This is a genomic window from Clostridium beijerinckii, from assembly GCA_003129525.1.
GTDB lineage: Bacteria > Bacillota > Clostridia > Clostridiales > Clostridiaceae > Clostridium > Clostridium beijerinckii_D.
Genome location: CP029329.1, coordinates 357,674 through 381,966, shown reverse-complemented (window position 1 = coordinate 381,966; position 24,293 = coordinate 357,674). Strand labels below are relative to the sequence as shown.

The following is a 24,293-nucleotide window of genomic DNA, read 5'->3' as shown; positions in this document are numbered from 1 at the left end:
GTTCACCCGTTATAGTGATATGGCATTTTAAAGTGTCTTAACTGAGAGGGATTAATTACTTAATCCAATTAGAGTGGAACCGCGAAATTTTACTTCGTCTCTATATGTTTATAGGAGATGGAGTTTTTTTGTTATACAAACAAGTAGAAGAAATATTCAAATTAAGAATACTAAAAAAGAAAAATTAGATGATGAATATAAATTTTAGGAGGATAAATAATATGATTTATAATGGAGGACTAGAATTAATCGGAAACACACCAATTTTGAAGGTAAACAATTTAATTAAAGATGAAAATATTGCAGACATATATGTTAAGCTTGAAAAATTTAATCCAGGTGGAAGTGTTAAGGATAGAGCAGCTCTTGGAATGGTTGAAAAAGCTGAAAGAGAAGGAATATTAAAACCGGGAACAACAATAGTGGAACCAACAAGTGGAAATACAGGAATAGCACTTGCATTTATAGGTAAATTAAGAGGTTATAAAGTTATTATAATTATGCCAGAAACAATGAGTAAGGAAAGAAGAGATTTAATTAAAGCTTATGGTGCAGAACTTATATTAACTGAAGGTACCAAAGGAATGAAAGGTGCTATAGAAAAAGCTGAAGAAATAGGAAGTGGAGAAGGTTTCTTTATTCCACAACAATTTGAAAATATAGCTAATCCAGAAAAGCACTATGAAACAACAGCAGAAGAAATATATAAAGATATACCGGAATTAGATGCAATTGTAGGAGGCGTTGGTACAGGTGGAACTGTAGTAGGAATATCTAAAAACTTGAAAAAGAAAAATCCTAATATTAAAGCCATTGCAGTTGAACCAGCTAGTTCACCAGTTTTAAGTGGTGGAAATCCAGGTGGACACAAAATTCAAGGAATTGGAGCTGGATTTGTTCCGGGAATTTATGAAAAAGAATATGTAGATGAAATACTACAAGTAAAAGATGGAGATGCGTTTAAAACAGCAAAGGCATTTGCTGAAACTGAAGGTATATTGATTGGAATTTCCTCAGGAGCAGCAGTATATGCAGCTATAGAAGTTGCGAAAAAACTTGGAAAAGGTAAAAAGGTATTAGCTATTGCTCCAGATGGAGGAGAAAAATATATATCAATGGGACTATACGACTAAGTAGATAAGTGAGAAACCAAAAGTGATGCTCCAAATTTTATATTTGGTCAGCAGAACTTTCTCTGTGAGCATCTTGTATTTGGTTATTGGAACTTAGTTAACTAGCTCTGCTAGTTAACTTCCTTATTCATTCTGTGTGAATCAGTTAAGCAGACATCTCAAATTTATAATTTGATGATGGTCGCTTACTCTGTGAGTACTCAGCGAACGTATGTGAGTCGAGTTTCTTTTAACAAATTCTACTGAAAACTATGAAAAAAGGAGAATAAGCTGTGTTTAAGAGATTAAATTATGATCTAGAAAGAATTTTAAATGAAGATCCAGCAGCTAAAAGTAAAATAGAAGTATTTTTATTATATCCATGTATTCATGCATTAATAGCATATAGAATAGCACATTTTCTTTATTTGAATAACAGGTTTTTCTTAGCTAGATTAATTTCACAATTATCTAGATTCTTTACAGGTATAGAAATTCATCCAGGAGCTAAAATAGGAAAAGGATTATTTATAGATCATGGAATGGGTGTAGTAATTGGAGAAACTGCTGAGGTTGGAGATAATGTGACCCTTTATCATGGAGTAACGCTGGGGGCACAGGAAAAGATGTAGGGAAAAGACATCCTACTATTGGAGATGATGTATTAATAGGAACAGGAGCAAAAGTACTTGGACCAATTAATGTAGGAAAAGGTGCTAAGATAGGATCGAATGCTGTAGTTTTAAAAAATGTACCAGAAAGAGCAACAGCAGTAGGAAGTCCAGCTAAAAATATTGTAAGAATTACAGCTACTGCAACTATAATTGAAATAAGTGATATAAAAGGACGTAAAAAGAAAATATTTAATGAAATGGTTATTTAAATATACGAGTGTTACGGATACTAGCTATCGGATAAATATTTCCTAATGATTAGATGTGAAAGGTATGAACAAGTTTAATGTTCATATCTTTTTACGTTTGGGGAGTTATATAATTTAAAACATACAAATAATTTATTAAAAAAACTGAAAGTTATTAAAAAAATATTACTATTATAGATACTAATATTTTAAGAATTGCATAGGTATATGAAAAAATATATAATATATATGGATATTAGTACAATAATGTGCTTGATTTAGCATTTTAAGCTATAAATAATTAAAGAATATCTATATAATGTAATCATATGAAATATATAATAAAATAAATATACAGTTTTTATAAGAAAGGTTGGGAAGAGATGTTATCACCAATTGCAATAGCAATCATAAAAAGGTTGCCAGAAGGATTAGTTATAAAGGTAAGTAAAAAAATAGTTGCTAATTATATGAAAAAATATGCCAATATAATAATTAATGGTATAGATAATATAGATAATGTGAAAAAACCACGAATATTTGTATGTAATCACTTAAGCAATGCAGACGGTTTGGTTTTATCAAAAATATTAAAAGAGAAAAGTGACCCGTATTTTGTAGCTGGAGTAAAATTAACAGATGATCCAATAACTAAGCTTGGGACTCAAATAGTTAAAAATATACCAATAAAGCCTAGTTCAGCTGATAAGGAGGCTATTACTAAAGTGGTGAAGGCTCTTAAAGGTGGAGACGATGTTTTAATATTCCCAGAAGGTACTAGAAGTAGAACGGGTGGAATGATAGAAGGTAAAAAGGGTATATTATTATTTGCTAGAATGTCAAAGGCAGAAATAATCCCAATTGGTATGGCTGGAACGGATAAGCTATTACCAATAAGTAAAGATGGTCATATGGGTTCAGAAAAATGGCAAAATGCAAATGTGACTATAAATATAGGACAAAAAATTGTATTTCCGCCAAAAGAAAAAGATGAAGATAGACATGAATATGAAGATAGGTGCATGGATAACCTAATGAGAAGCATAGCAAATCTTTTGCCTGAAGAATATAGAGGGATTTACAAGGCATATGATACAAAATAGACTATCATATTGACTTGTTATTTCTTGAATATGCCTAGATAAGGAGTTTATATAATATATGAAAGCAAGGACAAAGAAAATTGTAGATATTTTGAAAGAAACATATCCTGATGCAAAATGTGAATTAAATCACGAGACACCATTTCAATTGCTTATAGCTACAATATTATCAGCTCAAACAACCGATAAGAAAGTAAATGAAGTTACTAAAGATTTATTTATAGATTATCCAGATTTAGATGCTTTTTTGACAGTAACGAATGACGAACTTGAAGAAAGAATAAAGCAAATAGGATTATATAGAAATAAATCTAAGAATTTAATACTTATGTTTAGGCAGCTAAAAGAAAAATTTAATGGAGAAGTTCCGAAGACTATGGAAGAAATAATGTCACTTGCTGGAGCTGGAAGAAAAACAGCTAATGTTGTTTTATCCAATGCATTTAATGTACCATCTATAGCTGTAGATACTCATGTATTTAGAGTTTCGAACAGATTAGAACTTGCAAAATCAGATAATGTTTTGGACGTAGAGATGCAATTGCAAGGAGAATTACCTAAAAAAGAGTGGATACTTATGCACCATCTTTTGATATTTCATGGTAGAAGATGTTGCACTGCTAGAAATCCTAAATGTATGGAATGTCCTTTAAGTCATTTATGTAAATATGCAAATAATGTATAAGTATAACTTAAAGTTTGTATTTGTATTTAAATATGGCTAAATCAAATAGTTAAAAATTATATATAAATAGTTATTACATATTAAAATAAACCACAGTTAAGATAATTTGCAGACTTAGTGGTTCTTTTAATTTTAGGATTAATTTATTAAAATTATTATATGCTGTAATAACTAAATTAAATGATTTATCATTTTGTGATTAGACAGTGATAATTAATAAATATTTGGAGGCAATTTATGAAAATTGGAGTTATAATGGGCGGGATATCATCAGAAAGAGAAATATCATTAAAAAGTGGGAATTCTATAGTTGAGAATATAAATAAGGATAAATATGAAATAATACCAATAGTTATAGATAAAAAGGAAGATATAATAACTAAGTCTAAAGGAATAGATTTTGCACTTTTGGCATTACATGGTCAATTTGGAGAAGATGGGACTGTTCAAGCAGTACTTCAAACTTTAGGAATACCATACTCAGGTTGTGGACCTTTAAGCAGTGCTATGTGTATGGATAAAGATGTATCAAAATCTATTCTAATCGCTGCTGGAATCCGAACTGCACCTTGGATTAATTTAAGAAAAAATGATAATGTAGATTTTAATAAAATAAATGAATTAGGATATCCTGTTGTAGTTAAGCCAACTCATGGTGGATCAAGTGTAGCAACATTTATTGTAAAAGAAGAAAAGGATATTCAAAATTGTGTCTTAGAAGCTTTCAAATGGGATAATGAAGTTATGATAGAAAAATTTATAAAAGGTGATGAGATAACTTGTCCTGTTTACGGAGATAAAATGTTGCCAGTAATTGCTATAAAGCCAAAATCAGAATTCTTTGATTTTGCTTCAAAGTATCAAGATGGTGGAGCGGAAGAGATTGTAGTGGAATTAGAAAAAAAATTACATGAGGAAGTAGAAAAAATGGCACTAGCAACGTATAAAGCATTAAAATGTGAAGTTTATTCTAGAGTTGATATGATAGTTACAGAACAGGGAATACCTTATATTTTAGAGGTAAACACACTTCCGGGAATGACTAAAAATAGTTTAATTCCTAAAAGTGCAGCAGCTTTAAATATAAGTTTTTCAAAACTAATAGATATGATAATAGAAGATTCAATGAAAATAATTAGATAATACAAAAAATACAGGTATTTTACAATACCTGTATTTTTACTTTGATTTAGTATTTTTCTTTTTGCAATCTTGGCATACACCTTTCATGACTAAGTCATGGTCTGTTAAAGTGAAACCTGTTGAATTTTGAACTATTTCTTGAATTTGAAGCATAGGGCATGGAATTTCAACTTCTTTATGGCAAATATCACATTCCAAATGATGTCTGTGTGTTTTCCCTTTAAGTTTATATGCAAATACTCCATCGTTAAGAGTTATTTTTTCTATAATTTCTTTATCCTCAAATAATTCCAACGTTCTATAAATTGTACTTAAATTAATATTTATGTTATTGTCTCTATAAATTTGATATATTTTTTCAGCAGATGAACTGTTTTCTAAGTTTTTTAATATATTTAAAAGTTCTATTCTTCCTTTAGTAATCTTAATCTCTTTTACTTTTAGAATTTCTTTTGGTTCCATTTTCATATCCCCTAACAACTAAATATTAAATATATTATATCATAAGAAGACAATTTCATTAAAAAAATATCATTTTAAATCCGAAAAATATGCACATTATAAAAAAGCAGCTATGCTGCAATTAAGAACATTTCTTGCTCTCTATTTAGTTAATTAAAAAATATCATTTTAAAACCAAAAAATATGAGTGCAATACCTGCAAAAAGGTTTGCATATCTCGTTACAAATTTTATTCTTTTTATATATCTACAAACAAAAAAACCTAGTGTACAAATAAATAGTGTTATTAGTCCAATCAAAATTGAATTAATAAAAAGTAATAAGTTTCTTGAAACTTGATGAAAAACAGTAAAACCAATGACTAAAGCATCTATACTAACTGATATTCCAAGTATTATGCAGGTGCTATTTTTTATTAGGAGCTCTTTTTCCTTTTGGTTAAATCCATCTATTATAATGAGTATTCCTATAATTCCCATAATTATTCCACCTGCAATAGAAGAAATACTAGTAATATATGTGTCAAATAAATATCCTAAACTTCCTCCTACATATGTAAATAAAAATTGAAAAAATGCGAAAGATAATAGAAATTTTATTTTATGTTGTTTTTTTAGTATTGGATTTAAACCAATACCTAGGGTTACTCCAAAAGCATCCATGGCTAATGCAATTGCTATTATTATAACACCATATAAATTCATTTTATCATCTCCTCTAAATATTAAACTTAATCTATAGTAATTAAAGTTTTCTTAAATATATGCAAAAAAAAATCAAAAAAGTCTTTATTAAATGTTTTTTTTATTGTATATTAATAAATAGTGTATTACTATAGTTGAATAGTATATCACATATAAACTGTTTAGTATAACAAACAAGGAGGAAATTTAATGTCAAATTGTATAATAGCCCAATCAGGAGGTCCAACATCAGTAATTAATTCAAGTGTAGTAGGACTTTTAAATGCTAATAATGAACTAAAAACTTTTGAAAAGGTATATGGTGGATTAAATGGTATTGAGGGTATATTAAATAAAAACATAATTGATTTATCATTAGTTTCTGATGAAGAAATTAACAACTTTAGGTTTACGCCATCTTCTGGATTAGGATCTTGTAGATATAAATTGAAAGATATGGATTCTTGCAGTCAAGAATATGAAAATTTAATAAATATTCTAAGAGAATATGAGATAACATCATTTTTTTATGTTGGTGGAAATGATTCTATGGACACTATTGCTAAGCTTTCAAAATATGCAAAAATTAATAATATTGATATAAAATTTATAGGTATTCCTAAAACTATAGATAATGATTTAAAATTTACTGATCATACTCCTGGTTTTGGGAGTGCAGCAAAATTTATAGGAACAACTGTGATTGAAACGTATTTAGACGCATCAGTTTATATTAATAATGGTATATTTATCTTAGAAACTATGGGAAGAGACACTGGATGGCTTGCTGCTTCAGCTTGTATTGCAAAACTTGATAATAAACCAGTAGCAGATTTTATATATCTTCCTGAAGCAATCTTTGATAAAGAAAAATTTATAAAAGATGTTAAACAAAAATTTGAAGAACAGAATAAAGTCTATATAGTAGTTTCTGAGGGAATAAGAGATAAAGATGGAAACTTTATTTCTGAATTTGAATGTGTATCTGAAGATAAATTTGGACATGCTCAACTAGGTGGAGTTTCGAATTATTTAAGAATGTTAATTCTTGAAGAAGGTTTTACAACTAGAGTTAAAGCAGTAGAACTTGGAATTCTTCAACGCTGTGCAATGCATTGTGCTTCAGATACTGATTTAAAAGAAGCTTATAATGTTGGTGAAATGGCTTTGAAATATGCATCTGAAGGTCAAACTGGTAAAATGGTTAACATTAATAGAGAATGTAATAAACCTTATGAAGTTGTTTATTCTTTAGTTGATGCTGAGAAAGTAGCTAATAATGTGAAATATTTTCCTGAAGAATGGATTAATGAAGCAGGAAACTTTATAACTGACGAGGCATGTTCTTATTTTGAACCATTAATAAAAGGTCTTCCAAATTTAACTTTTGAAGGAAATCTTCCGAAATATAAAGTATTTAATCAATAATTTTAGAATAATTGTATGTATAAATATGAATCAAATTCTTATTAGGCATATGAAAGAAAATAACAAGCCAAAGATGCTAGCATAATGACTTGTTATTTTTTTTTGAATATCTCTTAAATTTGATAAATAATTAATAGTATTTTTAAATTCAGAGCTGAAATAATAATTATTAGATATACTTTTATTATTAATTACTAATCTAAATTCTGAGATTTTTATTTGATTTTTCCTGAGCAAATATCTTCCAGGACATTTAAAAAAATATTAACTTCATCAATTGAATTATATAGTGCAAAGCTTATTCTTACCATTCCTAACATTTTTTTTGTGGGATTTTCAAGAAATTCTTTTGCTTCTTTTTCACTTACATTCATTAATCTTCTGCAATAAGGATGGGCACAAAACCATCCATGTCTTACAGAAATCCCTTTCTTTTTAGCTAAAACTTCTGCTACATCGTGATGATACATGTTTTCTATATTAAAAGTCGCAATTCCAAGTCTATCACTTATATCTTTAGTATCTCCATAATTTATTACGCTAGGAATACTATTAAGTCCTTTGATGGTATGCTCTAAAAGGACATGTTCATGTTTTTCTATATAGTCATATCCAATTGTATTTATAGTCCTTAATGAATTAATCAAGCACATTACCCCTAAAAAATTTTGAGTCCCAGCTTCATTTTTATCCGGTGGAGGGAGATATGTGACTTCATTATCGAGAACTAAATCAACTGTTCCACCTCCTAGATAATCAGGCTTTGAATTTATAAAATCTTCTTTTAATCCTATTATCACTCCAACGCCAAAAGGAGAATAAACTTTGTGGGATGAAAATACCAAAAAATCAATTTGTTCATCATCTGAGTTTCCACTAATATTAACTCTTCTATGTGGCACAAGTTGTGCGCCATCTACAATCAATTTAGCATCATACTTATGAACTAGTTTAGCTATAAAATGAATATCATTAATATAACCTGTAACATTAGATGCTCCGGTAAGAGACACATATTTAACTCTACCATAATTTTTTTTTAGTTTTTGTTCTAATTCTTGAATTTTAAGCCTACCATTTTCATCAACTTCAATATATTCAATATTTCCTCTACTTCTCCATGGCAAATCGTTTGAGTGATGCTCCATTCTTGAAGTTAATATTATCTCATTTGGCTCTTTTACAAGGGTTTTAGCTAATTTATTTATACCTTCAGTAGTATTATTAACATAAATAACAACATACTTCTCTGTATCTTTTATATTAAAAAAATTCATCAAGAAATTTTTAGATTCTTTATATAAATTAGTAGTTATTTCTGCCTTTTGACCTGTCCCCCTTCCTATGGAAGCATAAGTATTGCTCAATTTTCCAATATATTCAATACTTGACTTAATAGGCGGAGTAGTAGCCGCATTATCAAAGTTTATTCCATCTATGCAATGTCCATTTGAATCACAAACTTTTTCATCTAATCCAATAAATAAATCTTTGATGTTTTTCTCATTTTCCATCTTCATATGCATCTCCTCCAATATATATTATTCCTAGAAGATATTTATTGTTCCACTAAGTATAAGTCATAATAAAAAGTTCAAGTGAAAGTGAAAATTTTATATTCAGATATTTGAACTTAGTTAACTCGTACATGCGAATTAACTTGCTTAACTAATATATTTTCTTCTTAAATTTGTACTATATACAGCTATATTGAATATTATTAATAGTAGTGAACAATATTTATTTATAGGAGGTAATATAAAATGAACCCTGCTCAAAAATATATGTCTCAAGTTAATTTTGATAATACAGATATTAGATTTGCTCCATTCTCATTTGTTAATAAAAAGCTTCGTGATGATTTCAGCAACAATGTTAATAATAATCTTAATTTAGATTTATTTCCTTCTGAAATAGGACTTCCACAATTGTGCTATTATTCTAGTGAGTCCTATGATTCTGCCAATAGAAATGTTAATACAAATACAAATACAAATATAAATACTAATACTAATATAAACATAGATAGTGATATAATACCTACTACTTTTGATGCATTAAGAGGTTTCGACCTGGATTTAGATGAAACAGAAGACCTTGAAAGAGTTCATTCTGATAATAATGTTAATAAAATTTATTCAAAAATTGAGCAAAATCATCCGGGAATTTTTGCAACACTTTACTCATATAGAATTCCAAGTCCAATTGCAAGAGTAATTGTTAAACGATTAATAAGATTAACATTGTCATATTGTGATAAAGAAAAGAACTACTAATATAATATGTAATAAAACCTCTAAAAGTTTTGAAATAAAACAATTCAAAACTTTTAGAGGTTTTTAATATCGAGGTGTTATATATCTAGAAAATTCAAATTGTTAGCATAGCTAAAATTTTCTTGAATAAAATTGGCTTTATACTTTCAATATCTGTAGGTTCTTTTAAAATAATAGTTGTAAAGCACACGCTACCAACTAATTCAATTATCATAAATAATGTCATTTCGGCTTCTTCTTTTTTCATTCCTTCATCAGTTAAATTTTTAATAAAAATATCCAATACTTTTTTTACATCTTCATATTCCTCAGGTGTCATTACAGCTTTTCTATATAATCCCCAGGATATATTCTTATTTATAAGCTTTAGTAAGGATACATTGCATTTTAAATAGTTAACTATATAATCTATAAAAAATAATGTTCTTTGTCTAAAATCTTCAATTCCTAAATCATTTGTTTTAGCTAATCCTTCTTTTATGATTTCATTGCTTTTCTGAAGAATTAATTTATTTAAAATATCATATTTATCATTAAAATACAAATAAAAAGTTCCTTTTGCAACTCCAGCATTTTTGGATATATCGTCTATAGATGTTTTTTCTATGCCATTTTCAATAAATAAATTATATGCTGCTAAAAATAACTCTTTTTCTTTTAATTGTTTCTTTTTTGTGGTAAAGCTTAGTTTATCATTCTTTAAAGTCATCTTTTGCCTCCTAATAATACTCTCATCTTATTATAAAGCAAATCAAATAATAAGCAAAATTATATGCTTGTTTACAAATGGATGTTTTAAATTTCAATTCATATTTGCTTAAGGACTATGAAAGAAAATGGCGACTCAAATAGACTAGTAAGTTTATTTAAATGTAGTTGAATTGATATAACCTTTATAAAATAGTATAATTATTAAAGAAAATCAAGTTTGGAACTATGCTTGTTATAATAGTTCAATTAACAAAATGTGCATTTGAACTATTATTTGAAGTGAATTTTAAGCATATTTTAGATTTTCAGTTAAACTACTGGAGGATAAAAGATGATTGTTTTAAGTTGTAAAAATATATGTAAAAGTTATGGGATAAATACGATTTTAAAGGACATAACATTTTCAATTAATGAAGGCGACAAAGTTGGAATAATAGGTTCAAACGGAGAGGGAAAAACAACTTTGTTTAAAATACTTTCAAAAGAACTTACTCAAGATGATGGAGAAGTTTTTATAGATAAAAATAAGTCTTTAGGATATCTTGCTCAACATTTAGCATTAGATTCATGTAATACAATTTATGATGAAATGTTACTTGTCTTTGAAGATCTTACAAAATTAGAAAATAAAATTATAAGTTTAGAAGTAAAAATGAATGAGCCTTATGATGAAAAGAATGCGGCTTATCATGAAAAAATCATAAAAGATTATGGAACAGCTCAAGACCTTTATGAAAATAGAGGCGGATATACATATAAAGGCGAAATATCTCGTGTAATTAAAGGACTTGGGTTTACAGAGAATGATTTTGATAAATTGATTTCAACCTTAAGTGGAGGACAAAAAACTAGAGTTGCTCTTTGTAAGCTACTACTTTTAAACCCAGATATATTGTTACTTGACGAACCTACTAATCATTTGGACTTAGAAGCAATTGAATGGTTAGAAGAATATTTAAAAACTTATAAAGGTACTGTAATTGTAATTTCCCATGATAGATTTTTCCTGGATTCTGTAACAACAGGTACCTTTCAAGTTATAAATGGTCATGTGAATTGTTATAATGCACCATATACCAAATCCTTAGAATTAATGAAAAAGGATCATGATTCTAAATTAAAAGCTTATAATCTGCAACAATCAGAAATTAAAAGGCAAGAAGCAATAATAGAAAAATTTAGATCATTTAATAGAGAGAAAAGTATAAAGGCAGCTGAAAGCAGAGAAAAAGCACTTGATAAAATGGAAATTATAGATGCTCCAGATAAAGAAAAAGCTGCATCAAAAATTAAATTTGAACCATCAGTTAAAAGTGGATATGATGTACTTCATATTGAAAATTTAGCTAAGAGTTATGTTGATAAAAAGTTATTTTCCAACTTATCTTTTGACTTAAAAAGAGGAGAAAAGATTGCATTAATAGGTGAAAATGGACGTGGTAAAACTACTCTTTTCAATATAATAATGGATAAAATTAAAAGTGATTCTGGAATTAAAGTATTAGGTGTAAATGTTAATGTTGGTTATTATGATCAAGAACAATCTAATCTTAATCAAGATAAAACAGTATTAAATGAAGTATGGGACGATTTTCCTGAACTAACTACAAGTGAACTTAGGGGATTTCTTGGTTCTTTCCTTTTTAGAGGTGACGATGTATTTAAAGAGATAAATAAATTAAGTGGTGGAGAAAGATGTAGAATAAATCTTTTGAAATTAATGCTGTCAAAATCAAATTTACTTCTGTTAGATGAACCTACAAATCACTTGGATATTCCATCTAGAGAAGCACTTGAGGAAGCAATATTAAGTTATGAAGGTACATTAATTGTAATCTCACATGATAGATATTTTTTAAATAAAGTAATTCATAGAATATTAGAATTACAAGAAGATGGTGTTCAAGAATATCTTGGTAATTATACCTATTATACCGAAAAGAAAAAGAATCCTCAAAGATTTGAAAGTTATGAAGGTTTAGCAACAGGAAAAACTAAAACTCAATTAAATGAAGAAAAGAAAAAGAAAAAAGCTTTAGATAAAGAAACTAAAGCCAAACAAAATGAGATTAAGACTATAGAAAATAATATAAGTACAAATGAAGAGGCTCTTGAAAAGTTACAAGAAGAACTTTGTAAAGAAGAAATTTACTCAAACCCAGTTGAAAGTGAAAAAGTAAGTAAAGAAATTAAAGTTCTTGAAAAGATTATAGAAAAGCTCTACGAAGAGTGGGAAGAAAGTTCAAACTAGTACTAAAAATACGGGTATTGCGAAATATAAAAAGACTTGCAGTAATGTAAAAATTTAAGTTTACTACTAATAAACCGAAATGAAGGTTATGCTTTTGTGGAGGCGTTACATCAGAGGATTTAGCTGTAGATATTTCTTCAGTAGAAGTTGTTCCGTTTTTACTTATCCCAATGTATATTGGGAACATGTGGAAATGGGTACAACTTCTGCTGCTAGAAATTCACAGCTAAATCCTCAGTAACCCGAACAAATGCATGACCTTCATTTCGGTAGTTTATTCAATTTTCAAGAATCGTAAGTTATTAACTAATTCGCCAAATACACAATATATAAATCAATTATATTTAGAAATATATTTTAGAAAGTATTAAGAATTTTTGATGATTTTTTTAAGGTATTTAAGTTAAAATTGAATTATAGTAAAAATTAAATAGAGAATATTTTGAAATCCATAAAAGGAATAAATACTAAAAATAAGTAAAGATTTTAAGATTAAAATAAAGTTTAGTATGAAAGTTATTAAGTAAAATAAAAAGTTAGATAGGAGATGGCATTTTGGAAAAGGGAACTATTTTGATTGTTGATGACGAGAAGGAAATAAGGGATTTAGTTGATATATATCTTAAGAGTGATGGATATGATACCATACAAGCTTGTGATGGGTTAGAAGCAATTAATTTGCTACAAGAAAATGATGTGGATTTAATAATTTTGGATGTTATGATGCCTAATTTAAATGGAATAGAGGCTTGCTTGAAAATTAGAGAGTTGAAAGAAATGCCTATAATAATGTTATCAGCTAAAAGTGAAGATATAGATAAAATATTAGGACTTAATATGGGAGCTGATGATTATTTAACAAAACCATTTAATCCATTGGAACTCATTGCCCGGGTAAAATCTCAACTTAGAAGGTTTCATAAGTTTAGCAAGAAAATAGATTTATTATCAGAAGATGATAATAATATAATTCACATAGATGATTTAGTTATAAATTTAGAAACTCATGAAGTGTTACTAGGAGATAATCTGTTAAAACTTACTCCAACAGAATTTGATATTTTATTATTGCTTGCACAAAGTCGAGGGAAAGTATTTTCCATAGAAAATATTTATGAGAGTGTTTGGAATCAAGAATTTATGACATCAGATAATACCGTTATGGTGCATATAAGAAAAATAAGAGAGAAAATTGAGGAAAATCCAAGAAGTCCTAGATTCATAAAAACTGTTTGGGGGGTAGGATATAAAATTGAAAAATAATAATTCTCAAAAACATATAAATTCAAACTATAATATATCAGATTTAAAGATAGTAAAACGTATTGAACAGCTAGTTAGCAGTACGAAGAAAAAGATTAAAAAGAGTATTAGATTTGAACTTATGATGGTTATTGGAATATGTTTTTTGATATCATTTATTTTTTATAATTTTACAAATAATCTTTTGAAAAGAGAATATACAGAGCCTAAAATAACATATGATTATGATTCTATTGAAAGAGGAGCTAGTAATTTAGCTAAACAAATAGAGTTAGAAAAAAATCTAAGTTTAGAAGATAAGGATAGAGTTAATAAGATTTTAGAAAATGTATCAAGTAGTGATAAAAGCTATATAACAGATTTGGATGGAAAAGTATTATACAAAACCACAAATGTAGTTGAAGAAAATATAGATATTTATAGTGCATTAAAAAGTGCCATGACAAATGTAAATTATGAAAAAATTGGAGAAGTAAAAGAGAAAAATTATATAATGCCATTGAAAGTGGGGAGTGAAAGAATTTATTTGATATATTCAAAAATTCCAGAGGCAACCATAAAATATAATACAATTAATACATCAAATTCATCTTTAGCATTGATTCTAACATTTATAGTATTTATAGTTTCTTTTGTTATTATAACAAATAACAAAATGAAGTATTTAGATGAAATTGCACTTGGTCTTAAAATAATAGCAAGTGGAAATTTAAGCTATAGAATAAAAGAAAAAGGTACAGATGAAATTAAGAATATAGCTTATAATATTAATTATATGGCTACAGAAATAGGAGAAAAAATTAATGCAGAAAGAGATGCGGAGAAAACAAAAACAGATCTAATAACGAACGTTTCTCATGATTTAAGAACCCCTCTAACATCCGTAATGGGGTATATAGGACTTGTAATTCAAAACAGGTATAAAGATGAAGAGGAAATGAAGGAATATTTAAATATAGCATTTAATAAAGCGGAAAGGCTAAAATTACTAATTGAGGATTTGTTTGAATATACTAAGCTAAATAATAATGGAATAACATTAACAAAAACTAAAGTTAATTTATCAGAGTTTTTATCGCAACTAATAGAGGAATTAACACCACTATTTGATGAAAATAAATTGACAGTATATAGAAAATTTGAAACGGAAAAGATATCTGTTTTAATAGATACCTTAAAAATGCTTAGAGTATTTGAGAATTTAATAACTAATGCAATAAAATATTCATATAAACCAGGAGAAATATTAATAGGCTTATATGAAAAAAATAATACTGTAATTGTAGTCTTTAGAAACAAAGGAGATCATCTTTCAAAGGAAAAAGCAGAGAAATTATTTGATAGATTTTATAGACTAGATGAATCAAGAAATACTAATACGGGAGGATCTGGGCTTGGGCTTGCAATTTCAAAGAATATAGTAGAATTACATGAAGGTAAGATATGGGCTGAATCAGTAGGAGATAATATAAGCTTCTATGTACAACTAAACTTATAATTAATTTATAATTATAGGTACTTTTTTTGAAGTAAGTTAATATTTATAGTAGAGAAGTATTTTTTTAGTCGGAGGAAATATGCAAGATAAAAACCCTAATAGTCGTTTTGGAGTAGATATAAATGAATATACCCAAAGTGTTCAATTTGATATACTGGCAACGAAAGTAGATTTTTTATATTTAAGAGCTTCAGGATCAGCAACAGGAAGATTTAGACCTGATAAAAAATTCGTGGAATTTGCAGCTGCTAGTAGAAACTATGGAATTCCTGTTGGAGCATATCATTTTTCATTACCATCTTATGATTTGACTGATGCTGATAGACAATGTGATGATTTTATAAATATACTGCAGGAGGGATTTGGAAACAAAGATTATGGAGATTTATTTCCTGTTATAGATGTAGAAGCACCTACAGATAAATCAATATCTACAAAAACATTAATTGATTGGATTGATAGATTTAGAAAAAGATTTGAAAGAAAAACTAGAAGAAGACTTATGATTTACACAGGAGTAGATTTTATAGAACGTTATGATAATTTCTATATTCCAGGACGTGGTTATCCTTTAAAGAATATGCCATTATGGATTGCTATGTATACAAAGATTCCTATTAATCCTAAATTTCCGCCAAATGCTGGAGGATGGACTAGATGGAGAATATGGCAATATAGTGAAGATGCAACTGTTTCGGGAATTGGAAATCCAGTTGATGCAAATTGGGGCCCAGATAATATAGATCTATTAACTCAACCTGATGTTGTTACTGGTTTACGAGGAAGATTCGAAAATGGAAACATATATGTTTCTTGGAATAAGAATAAAGATGTAGATTTGTTAGGATATAATATTTTTGTAAATAAAGAATGGGTAGGTACAGTTGATGAAAATGCTACAAATTATTTGATAACTAGAAATAAATTAAATGTTCAAAAAAATATTCCTATAGAAGTTACAATTGAAGCTTTTGATTATGATGGAGAAACATCTAAAACACGTGCTAAAGTAAATTTATAGATAAGGTATATTAAAAAAATAACTAGTCAATATATGAGTCTATTCTGAACCATACTATGCTGATACAACGTACTTATGGTTAATACTATAGGTGGTTAGAATGTGTTGAGATGGTACAAAATATATACAATATATTGGTTTGTTATTTTTTTTATATCTAAAGTTTAACTCATATTTAAGATCATATATAATAAAATTACTATCATATAACAGTTTGAATATGATATAATAAAAACATTGGTGAAAATTTAATATTAGTGTAAATTTTTAGCAATAATGTATTTAAAAGTGATAATAAAAATATGACTTTTAGATTATTAAAACACTACTAAGTCCTTGAAAGGAGAAGATCGAGTGGAAAAAGGAACAGGTAAAAGAGCACGAGCTTCCAAGAAAATTATAAAGAAACGAAAGAATATTATGTTAGTAATAGCAGCGTTTATAGTAATAGGAGTTGCGGCATTAGCTGCATATTCATTATCAATAAAAAGTATAGTTAAAGAGTGGGATAATAAAATATATCCAGGAGTAACTGTACAAGATGTGGATCTTGGAGGTATGACTAAGGAAGAAGCAAAAAATAAGCTTACTGAAACATTTGAAACAGCTATAAGCAATAAAAAATTACCTATAGTTATAGGGGACAAGCAATACGAACTTATTTATTCAGATATAATGCCAAAATATGATATAGATGTAGCAGTAGAACAAGCTTATAAATTTGGAAAAGAAAATGGAATTTTTAAGAAATATATGGCCATAAAAAATTCGGATGATGAAAAAAGTCAGATTTCATTAGGCCTTTCATATGATGAAGAACAATTAAAAAAATATGAAGAGAAATTACAAAAGGATGTTACAGAATTAGCTAAGGATGCTACAATTAGTGTGGAAAATGGTAAGATAGTTGTTAAGTCTGGAACCGAAGGAAGAACAATAAATTTAGATGTGTTAGACAAAACGTTAAAAGAAAATATAAACGAGGAGCTTAATTCTACGAATAAAGCAACAGTAGAGTTAGAAATAACGAAACCAAGAATAACTAACGAAGATTTATCTAAAATAAAAGGTGTAATGGGGACTTTCTCATCTAACTACGCTACATCTGCAGCAGGTAGAAGTACTAATATAGAAATAGCAACTGCTGCAATAAATGGAACTATAGTTATGCCAGGAGAAACATTTAGTTTTAATGATGTCGTAGGACCTAGAACAATTGAAAGAGGATATCAAGAAGCTGGAACATATGTAGGAAATAAAGTAGAACCAGGAATTGGTGGGGGTATATGTCAAGTATCTACTGCTATTTATAGAGCAGTAATGAAAGCTAACTTAAGATCTGTTGAAAGAACAAATCATTCTATGGTAGTAGGTTATGCACAGCCAGGACTTGATGCAACAGTTTCTTATGGTTATTTAGATTACAAGTTTAAAAATACTTATGATTTCCCTATTTATATTAAAGGAAGTACTGCAGGCAAAGTAATGATTTATAATATATATGGAGATACTAGTGCATTAAACGGAAAAACATATGATATGGTAAATGAAGTTCTTCAAACTATACCACCTGAAACTAAGGTAGTAGCAGATAGTAGTTTGCCAGAAGGTAAAGAAGTGAGTGAAGGAATAGGGATGATTGGATATAAAGCAAGATCATATCAAGTCACTTATGAAAATGGAGTAGAAGTCAAGAGGGAAGTTATATCAACAGATAATTATGCAAGTGTTGGAATCGTGGTTAAAAAAGGAACGCAACCGGCGACAACTGTTACGCCAACAATACCACCAACATCAACACCGCCAGTAACACCACCTACAATAGCAAACCCAGCATAATAAATTAAATATTTAGAATAGAATTAAAACATATTTTCTTTGAAATTGAGATGAATGTATTAAAGAAAATATGTTTTTTAATTGTAAAAAGTCAGAAAGCCTAAAATTAGTAAATAAGTTTGAGTTAAAAGTTAAAGTGATATAAATTTTAAATTATATCTATATGATTAGGCAATGAATATTTTGACTTGTTCTGAACCGTATAGTATAATTTTAAAATAAAAGTGGACTGATTTTTTGATAAAAATAGGAGAAGGTGAAGTTTTGAATTTAAATATAGTATTATATGAACCTGAAATACCCCAAAATACAGGCAATATTGCAAGAACTTGTGTTCTTACAGATAGTAAATTGCATTTAATAAAACCATTAGGATTTGAAATAAATGATAAACAAGTTAGAAGAGCAGGTTTAGATTATTGGAAAGACTTACAATTAGAAATACATGAAAGCTATGAAGATTTTATAAATAAATACGGAGATAAAAGAATATTTTTAGCCACTACTCATGGAGGAACCCATTTTGATGAAATTGCCTTTGAAGAAGGAGATTTTATAATGTTTGGAAGAGAATCTAGTGGAGTTCCGGAAGCAGTGCATAATAGACATACTGGCCTTAGAGTTCCTATGATAAAATCAAGTACTAGAAGTTTAAATTTGTCAAATACAGCAGCTATAATTGCTTATGAAGCTTTAAGACAAATAGGATTTCCTAATATGAAATAAACGAAGAGGAATGAAGATATATGGAAAAGATAAAAATCATAACAGATAGTACTGCTGATTTATCCAAAGAAATATATGAGAAGTATGATATAGAAGTTTTACCATTATTAATAAACTTTGGTGAAGAAAGTTATTTAGATGGAGTTGAAATAAATCCTCAGAAAGTATTTGAAAGAATAGAAAAGGAGGGTATATTTCCAACTACAGCTCAAGTTATTCCAAATAGATTTATTGAGGCATACAAGAAATATCTGAGTGAAGGATATAAAATTATATCAATTCATATGTCTTCTGCAATGAGCGGAACATATCAATCAGCATGTATAGCAAAGGAAACATTAGAAACTAAAGATGTAGCTGTTATTGACTCTCAAAATGTTACAGCAGCGCTTGGAATACTAGTTATAAAAGCTGCTAAGCTTATAAATAAAGGATATGATATTGCAAAAATTGAAGAAGAATTGAATATTATTAAAGAAAAAATAAAGGTTTCAATTTATTTTGAATCTTTAGAGTATCTTGTTAGAGGCGGAAGAATTTCTAAGACAGCTGGTATAGTTGGCGGTATGCTTGGAATAAAGCTAATATTGGAAATAAAAGATGGTCTTGTATCTGTAAAAGATAAAATTAGAGGGAATAGAAAATCAATTGAGAAAATTATTAGTGATTTAGAAAATGCAAATTTAGATGATGAAGTACCGGTCATATTAATTGATGTAAATAATATTGAAATTAAAGAAGCTCTTAAAGTATATATGAAAAGCAACAAAGTTAATTTTGTGGAATGTCCTGTTGGATCAACTGTATGTATACATTCAGGTCCGGGGTGTTGTGGATTAGTATTTTTAAATAAATAATATTAAGAGATAATAAAAAATTAAAGACATTCTTTAATTTTTTTGAGTTATATGATTTTAAGTAAGGCATATAGAAAATAACAAGGTAATGATGTAGTTGTGTTTTGTGTTAGATAAGGATGATGCTTGGCTAATATCAAGTTATTAGTTAAACATGATGACTTAGTATGCGCAAAATAGATTATAATACTACCCTGATACTTTTTATATGTCTAAATTAATTTGGATTAACGTGGACATAATAAATAAGGTATGTTTTTTATGATTAAAATTAATATAGTTAACTTGCATTGTGATAGTAAGACAGGGTATACTATATGAAAGATTGTTAATTATTAAATTATCATCGTGATGAATACGTTTAACTAAAGTCATGATAAATAGTAATAAGGGGGATATTTATGAATTTAGATTATAGAATGAAGATGACGCAAGAACAGAAATTGATATTAACTCAAAATATGCAACAATCTATAAAGCTTTTACAAATGTCTCTTCATGATTTAAGAGAATATATTGACAATGAGTATTCAGAAAATCCAGTTTTAGAGATCAATGAGGAAGTAATTTCATATGATGATGCACCAATAAATGAAAAAACGAATATAGAAGATAAATATGATCATAAAGAAATAGTTGATGAATTATATTCTGACAATTATAAAGATAGATCAGAAAAAAGTTATTCTGGTGAAGAGGTTTCACCACTAAATTTTATTGAAAAAAAGGTATCACTAAAGGATTATTTACAAGAACAATTAGTTGAAGTAAATATAGATCAATATATGTTAACTATATGCAAATATATTGTTGAGTCATTAGATAATAGAGGCTATTTAGAAATATCAATAGAAGAACTTGCTGAAGAATTAAATATATCTGAAGATGTAGTGGAAAAAGCTTTAAAAATAGTTCAATCATTGGAACCTTATGGTATAGGAGCTAGAAATATCAAAGAATGTCTACTTATTCAGAGTTTAAAATTGAATATTTTAGATAACATAATAGAGAAAATAATTTCAAATCATTTAGAAAATGTTGCAGAAAATAAATATGAATTAATAGGAAAAGATTTTAATATATCACCAAGAGAAGCACAGAGATATGGAGATTTAATTAAAAAACTAGAGCCTAAGCCATCAAGAGGATTTTATACAGGTGAAGAAGTTAATTACATAATTCCAGATGCTGAAATAAAAAATATAGATGGTGAATTTTTCATATTAATGAATGAAAGTGTTTTACCTAGACTTATGATAAGCAAAACTTATAAAGATGTTTTGCAAAATAATGAAGATTCAAAAACAAATGATTATGTTAAAGATAAGATTAATCAAGCATTATTTTTAATTAAATCAATAGAGCAAAGAAAAAATACACTATATAAGGTTTTAGAATGTGTGATCAGTAAACAAGAGGAGTTCTTTAAATTTGGTAAACAATATATAAAACCTTTGATATTAAAAGAAGTTGCAGAAGTAATTGGAGTTCATGACTCTACTGTAAGCAGAGCAATTAAAGACAAATATGTATTAACAAGTTATGGAACTATAAAAATAAAAGATTTATTTGCAAGTGGAATATCTTCAAATAATGATGATGATACATCAACTATAAAAATAAAAAATGAAATAAAGAAAATAATTAACGAAGAAAATAAAGGGAAGCCTCTTTCAGATCAAATATTAAGTTCTATGCTAGCAGATAAAGATATGAATATTTCTCGTAGAACAGTTGCGAAATATAGAGAAGAGTTAGGCATTAAAGCTTCTTCTATGAGAAAAAGGCTTTAGTTATCAATGTGGAATTAATGAGAAAGACCTATGACTTTAAAAATTTCTGCAGTAAGATATTGTAAACACACACATGAAAGCTTCCTAATAATTGAATTTATTAGAGTTTTTATGTGTTTTTTGAAATATTATAAAAAAAATTTGCCTAAAGCCTTTAAAATTTTATAAATGTGTTCTATAATAATAGCTGTGGGACATAATAAAATAATATGGGACACTTAGTGGCCAAAGGAGTGTTGGAGTTGCAGGAAATATTAGAATTACAAAAAAAGATAGTTCCTGAGCTCGTAAATACATTAGAGAAAAGGTATAACGTACTCAGGACAATCTGTCATAATGAACCTATAGGAAGGCGAGTCCTTGCAGACATTCTAAATGTTGGTGAAAGAACAGCAAGAACAGAAATAGGTTTTTTGAAGGAACAAGGATTAATTGAGATAAATGCTTCTGGAATGACAGTTACAAGTGAAGGAATAGAACTTATATATAAACTAAATGATTTTATTCATGAAATAAAAGGTCTTTCAGAAGTTGAGGCGAAAATAGAATCTTTTCTTAATTTAAAAAAAGTAATCATAGTCCCAGGAGACATTGAAGAAAATCCTTTAGTGTTAAAGGATTTAGGGAAAGCTTGTGCAAATTATGTAAAAGATGTTTTAGAAGATAATTCTATTATAGCTTTAACAGGTGGAAGCACATTAAAAGAAGTTGTAGAAGCATTTCCTAAAATAACAAATTTATCAAAAATCCAAGTAGTACCTGCAAGAGGTGGAATGGGCAAAAAGGTTGAAACTCAAGCAAATACTTTAGCTGCTACCTTAGCTAAAAAGCTAAATGGTACATACAAAATGCTTCATATTTCGGAAAACTTAAGTTTAGATATAATAGATACATTACTTAAGGAAGAAGCCGTTAAGGCAGTAATAGATACTATACATAAAGCAGATATATTAATATATGGTATAGGTAATGCTGTTCAGATGGCAAGAAAAAGAGGAGTTCCACAGCTAGAAATAGATAATCTAATTAATAAAGGGGCTGTTGGAGAAGCATTTGGATGTTATTTTAACAAAGACTCAAAAATAATCTCAGAAACTACCGCTGTTGGAATTAAAATCAATGAAGCCAGAAAAATAAAAACACATATTGCAGTGGCTGGTGGGCAGAATAAAGTTGAGTCAATAATATCAACTGAATTTAACGACGTAAATGGAGTATTAGTTACAGATGAGGCAACAGCCTATGGAATACTAAAAAAACTAGATAATGAAATTCAGTTATTAAATTAGTTTGTAAAATTTATTTTTATAAAAAAAAAGAAAGTATAATTAGGAGGTAATTGTAATGGTAAACGTAGCAATTAATGGTTTTGGAAGAATAGGTAGATTGGCTTTAAGATTAATGATTAACAACCCTGAATTTAATGTGGTTGCAATCAATGACTTAACAGATGCTAAAATGTTAGCTCACTTATTCAAATATGATTCAGCTCAAGGTAGATTCGATGGAGAAATCGAAGTTAAAGAAGGAGCTTTCGTAGTAAACGGAAAGGAAATCAAAGTAACTGCTGATTCTAACCCAGCAAACTTACCTTGGGGAGCATTAAACGTAGATATCGTTTTAGAATGTACTGGATTCTTTGCTTCAAAAGAAAAGGCTTCAGCTCATATTAAAGCAGGTGCTAAAAAAGTTGTTATTTCAGCTCCAGCAGGAAATGATCTACCAACAGTAGTATTTAATGTAAATCATGATATATTAAAAGCAGAAGATACAGTTATTTCAGGTGCTTCATGTACTACTAACTGTTTAGCTCCATTTGCTAAAGTATTAAGTGATCAATTTGGATTAACAAAAGGATTTATGACTACAATCCATTCTTACACTAACGATCAAAATACTTTAGATGCTCCACACAGAAATGGTGATTTAAGAAGAGCTAGAGCTGCTGCAGCTTCAATAATTCCTAACTCAACAGGTGCTGCTAAAGCAATCGGATTAGTTATTCCAGCATTAGTTGGAAAATTAGATGGAGGAGCTCAAAGAGTTCCAACAATAACTGGTTCATTAACTGAATTAGTTTGTACTTTAGATAAGAAAGTAACTGCAGAAGAAATTAATGCTGCTATGGCTGCTGCTGCAACTGAATCATTTGGTTACACTGAAGATCCAATAGTTTCTTGTGATATTATAGGAAGCAGCTTCGGATCATTATTCGATGCTACACAAACTAAGGTTATGGAAGTTAATGGAGAACAATTAGTTAAAGTAGCTTCTTGGTACGATAACGAAATGTCATACACTAACCAATTAATCAGAACTTTAGGATACTTCGCTAACTTAAAGTAATTTGAAACTAACTGAACATAATTGCGCAAATTTTATGTTAAAGTAAATAAGTCTGGTTTTGTAGTATAAGGCTATAAAGCCAGACTATTTTAAAATATTCATATAAAGTGAAACTTTTGAGGTGGAGTTTTATACTCCAGCTAAATTTAGTTGAACTTATAACCACAAGGGTCACAATGTCCAGGAGCGTGCAGCCGTTATCTCCAACTTGAAGAAGAGGGCGTGTTACGGATG

Annotated in this window: 20 protein-coding genes and 1 pseudogene; 17 read left to right on the top strand and 4 right to left on the bottom strand. The window is 28.3% G+C overall.

Annotated elements, in window-relative coordinates:
* Positions 1-221 precede the first annotated feature (221 nt).
* The 5 genes and pseudogenes from cysK (at position 222) to DIC82_01550 (ending at position 4,905) form a co-directional block, all read left to right on the top strand.
* On the top strand, positions 222-1,133 hold the full coding sequence (gene cysK, locus DIC82_01570; GenBank protein AWK49859.1) for a cysteine synthase A: 912 nt from the start codon (positions 222-224) through the stop codon (positions 1,131-1,133).
* A 272-nt stretch (positions 1,134-1,405) separates the two neighbouring features.
* Positions 1,406-1,995: pseudogene (gene cysE / locus DIC82_01565) on the top strand (serine O-acetyltransferase).
* A 362-nt stretch (positions 1,996-2,357) separates the two neighbouring features.
* Complete coding sequence (locus DIC82_01560) at positions 2,358-3,077, top strand: 1-acyl-sn-glycerol-3-phosphate acyltransferase (protein ID AWK49858.1); 720 nt, start codon at positions 2,358-2,360, stop codon at positions 3,075-3,077.
* A gap of 58 nt (positions 3,078-3,135) precedes the next feature.
* On the top strand, positions 3,136-3,762 hold the full coding sequence (gene nth, locus DIC82_01555; protein ID AWK49857.1) for an endonuclease III: 627 nt from the start codon (positions 3,136-3,138) through the stop codon (positions 3,760-3,762).
* A gap of 237 nt (positions 3,763-3,999) precedes the next feature.
* Positions 4,000-4,905, top strand: a complete 906-nt coding sequence (locus DIC82_01550; GenBank protein ID AWK49856.1) for a D-alanine--D-alanine ligase — start codon at positions 4,000-4,002, stop codon at positions 4,903-4,905.
* Between the two features lie 36 nt (positions 4,906-4,941).
* Here the strand turns inward: DIC82_01550 and DIC82_01545 are convergent, their stop codons facing one another.
* Complete coding sequence (locus DIC82_01545; GenBank protein ID AWK49855.1) at positions 4,942-5,367, bottom strand: transcriptional repressor; 426 nt, start codon at positions 5,365-5,367, stop codon at positions 4,942-4,944.
* 149 nt (positions 5,368-5,516) lie between these two features.
* A complete protein-coding gene (locus DIC82_01540) occupies positions 5,517-6,071 on the bottom strand; it encodes a hypothetical protein (GenBank protein ID AWK49854.1) in 555 nt (184 codons plus the stop codon).
* Positions 6,072-6,260: 189 nt separating this feature from the next.
* Here DIC82_01540 and DIC82_01535 point away from each other — a divergent pair, with 189 nt between their 5' ends.
* Positions 6,261-7,478 (top strand): 6-phosphofructokinase, encoded by a 1,218-nt coding sequence (locus DIC82_01535; GenBank protein AWK49853.1) that lies wholly within the window; start codon positions 6,261-6,263, stop codon positions 7,476-7,478.
* Positions 7,479-7,693: 215 nt separating this feature from the next.
* Here the strand turns inward: DIC82_01535 and DIC82_01530 are convergent, their stop codons facing one another.
* Positions 7,694-8,998 carry an aminotransferase gene (locus DIC82_01530; protein ID AWK49852.1) on the bottom strand — a complete coding sequence of 435 codons (1,305 nt, stop codon included), beginning with the start codon at positions 8,996-8,998 and terminating at the stop codon, positions 7,694-7,696.
* 243 nt (positions 8,999-9,241) lie between these two features.
* Here DIC82_01530 and DIC82_01525 point away from each other — a divergent pair, with 243 nt between their 5' ends.
* Positions 9,242-9,754, top strand: coding sequence for a hypothetical protein (locus DIC82_01525; protein AWK49851.1), 513 nt, complete (start codon positions 9,242-9,244; stop codon positions 9,752-9,754).
* A gap of 94 nt (positions 9,755-9,848) precedes the next feature.
* On the opposite strand, the gene DIC82_01520 is transcribed toward DIC82_01525, so the two are convergent.
* Positions 9,849-10,463, bottom strand: a complete 615-nt coding sequence (locus DIC82_01520) for a TetR/AcrR family transcriptional regulator (protein ID AWK49850.1) — start codon at positions 10,461-10,463, stop codon at positions 9,849-9,851.
* 333 nt (positions 10,464-10,796) lie between these two features.
* Here DIC82_01520 and DIC82_01515 point away from each other — a divergent pair, with 333 nt between their 5' ends.
* The 10 genes from DIC82_01515 to gap all read left to right on the top strand — a co-directional run bounded on the left by DIC82_01515 (position 10,797) and on the right by gap (position 24,059).
* Positions 10,797-12,716 carry a thiamine ABC transporter substrate-binding protein gene (locus DIC82_01515; protein AWK49849.1) on the top strand — a complete coding sequence of 640 codons (1,920 nt, stop codon included), beginning with the start codon at positions 10,797-10,799 and terminating at the stop codon, positions 12,714-12,716.
* 555 nt (positions 12,717-13,271) lie between these two features.
* Complete coding sequence (locus DIC82_01510; GenBank protein AWK49848.1) at positions 13,272-13,979, top strand: DNA-binding response regulator; 708 nt, start codon at positions 13,272-13,274, stop codon at positions 13,977-13,979.
* Positions 13,969-15,477: a two-component sensor histidine kinase gene (locus DIC82_01505; protein AWK49847.1), complete on the top strand. Its 1,509-nt coding sequence runs from the start codon at positions 13,969-13,971 to the stop codon at positions 15,475-15,477. The genes DIC82_01510 and DIC82_01505 overlap by 11 nt, the downstream gene beginning before the upstream one ends.
* Before the next feature lie 79 nt (positions 15,478-15,556).
* Positions 15,557-16,498: a muramidase gene (locus DIC82_01500; protein ID AWK49846.1), complete on the top strand. Its 942-nt coding sequence runs from the start codon at positions 15,557-15,559 to the stop codon at positions 16,496-16,498.
* Between the two features lie 354 nt (positions 16,499-16,852).
* Positions 16,853-18,337, top strand: coding sequence for a vanomycin resistance protein VanB (locus DIC82_01495; protein AWK49845.1), 1,485 nt, complete (start codon positions 16,853-16,855; stop codon positions 18,335-18,337).
* A gap of 264 nt (positions 18,338-18,601) precedes the next feature.
* Positions 18,602-19,063 carry a tRNA (uridine(34)/cytosine(34)/5-carboxymethylaminomethyluridine(34)-2'-O)-methyltransferase TrmL gene (locus tag DIC82_01490; GenBank protein ID AWK53008.1) on the top strand — a complete coding sequence of 154 codons (462 nt, stop codon included), beginning with the start codon at positions 18,602-18,604 and terminating at the stop codon, positions 19,061-19,063.
* A gap of 20 nt (positions 19,064-19,083) precedes the next feature.
* The gene (locus DIC82_01485; protein ID AWK49844.1) at positions 19,084-19,920 is read left to right on the top strand and encodes a fatty acid-binding protein DegV; all 837 of its coding nucleotides are present in this window, start codon (positions 19,084-19,086) and stop codon (positions 19,918-19,920) included.
* Positions 19,921-20,321: 401 nt separating this feature from the next.
* A complete protein-coding gene (locus DIC82_01480; GenBank protein ID AWK49843.1) occupies positions 20,322-21,713 on the top strand; it encodes an RNA polymerase factor sigma-54 in 1,392 nt (463 codons plus the stop codon).
* Positions 21,714-21,922: 209 nt separating this feature from the next.
* Entirely contained in the window at positions 21,923-23,002 is a 1,080-nt protein-coding gene (locus tag DIC82_01475) for a Cro/Cl family transcriptional regulator (GenBank protein ID AWK49842.1), read from the top strand.
* A 55-nt stretch (positions 23,003-23,057) separates the two neighbouring features.
* A complete protein-coding gene (gap, locus tag DIC82_01470) occupies positions 23,058-24,059 on the top strand; it encodes a type I glyceraldehyde-3-phosphate dehydrogenase (GenBank protein ID AWK49841.1) in 1,002 nt (333 codons plus the stop codon).
* Positions 24,060-24,293: the final 234 nt, after the last annotated feature.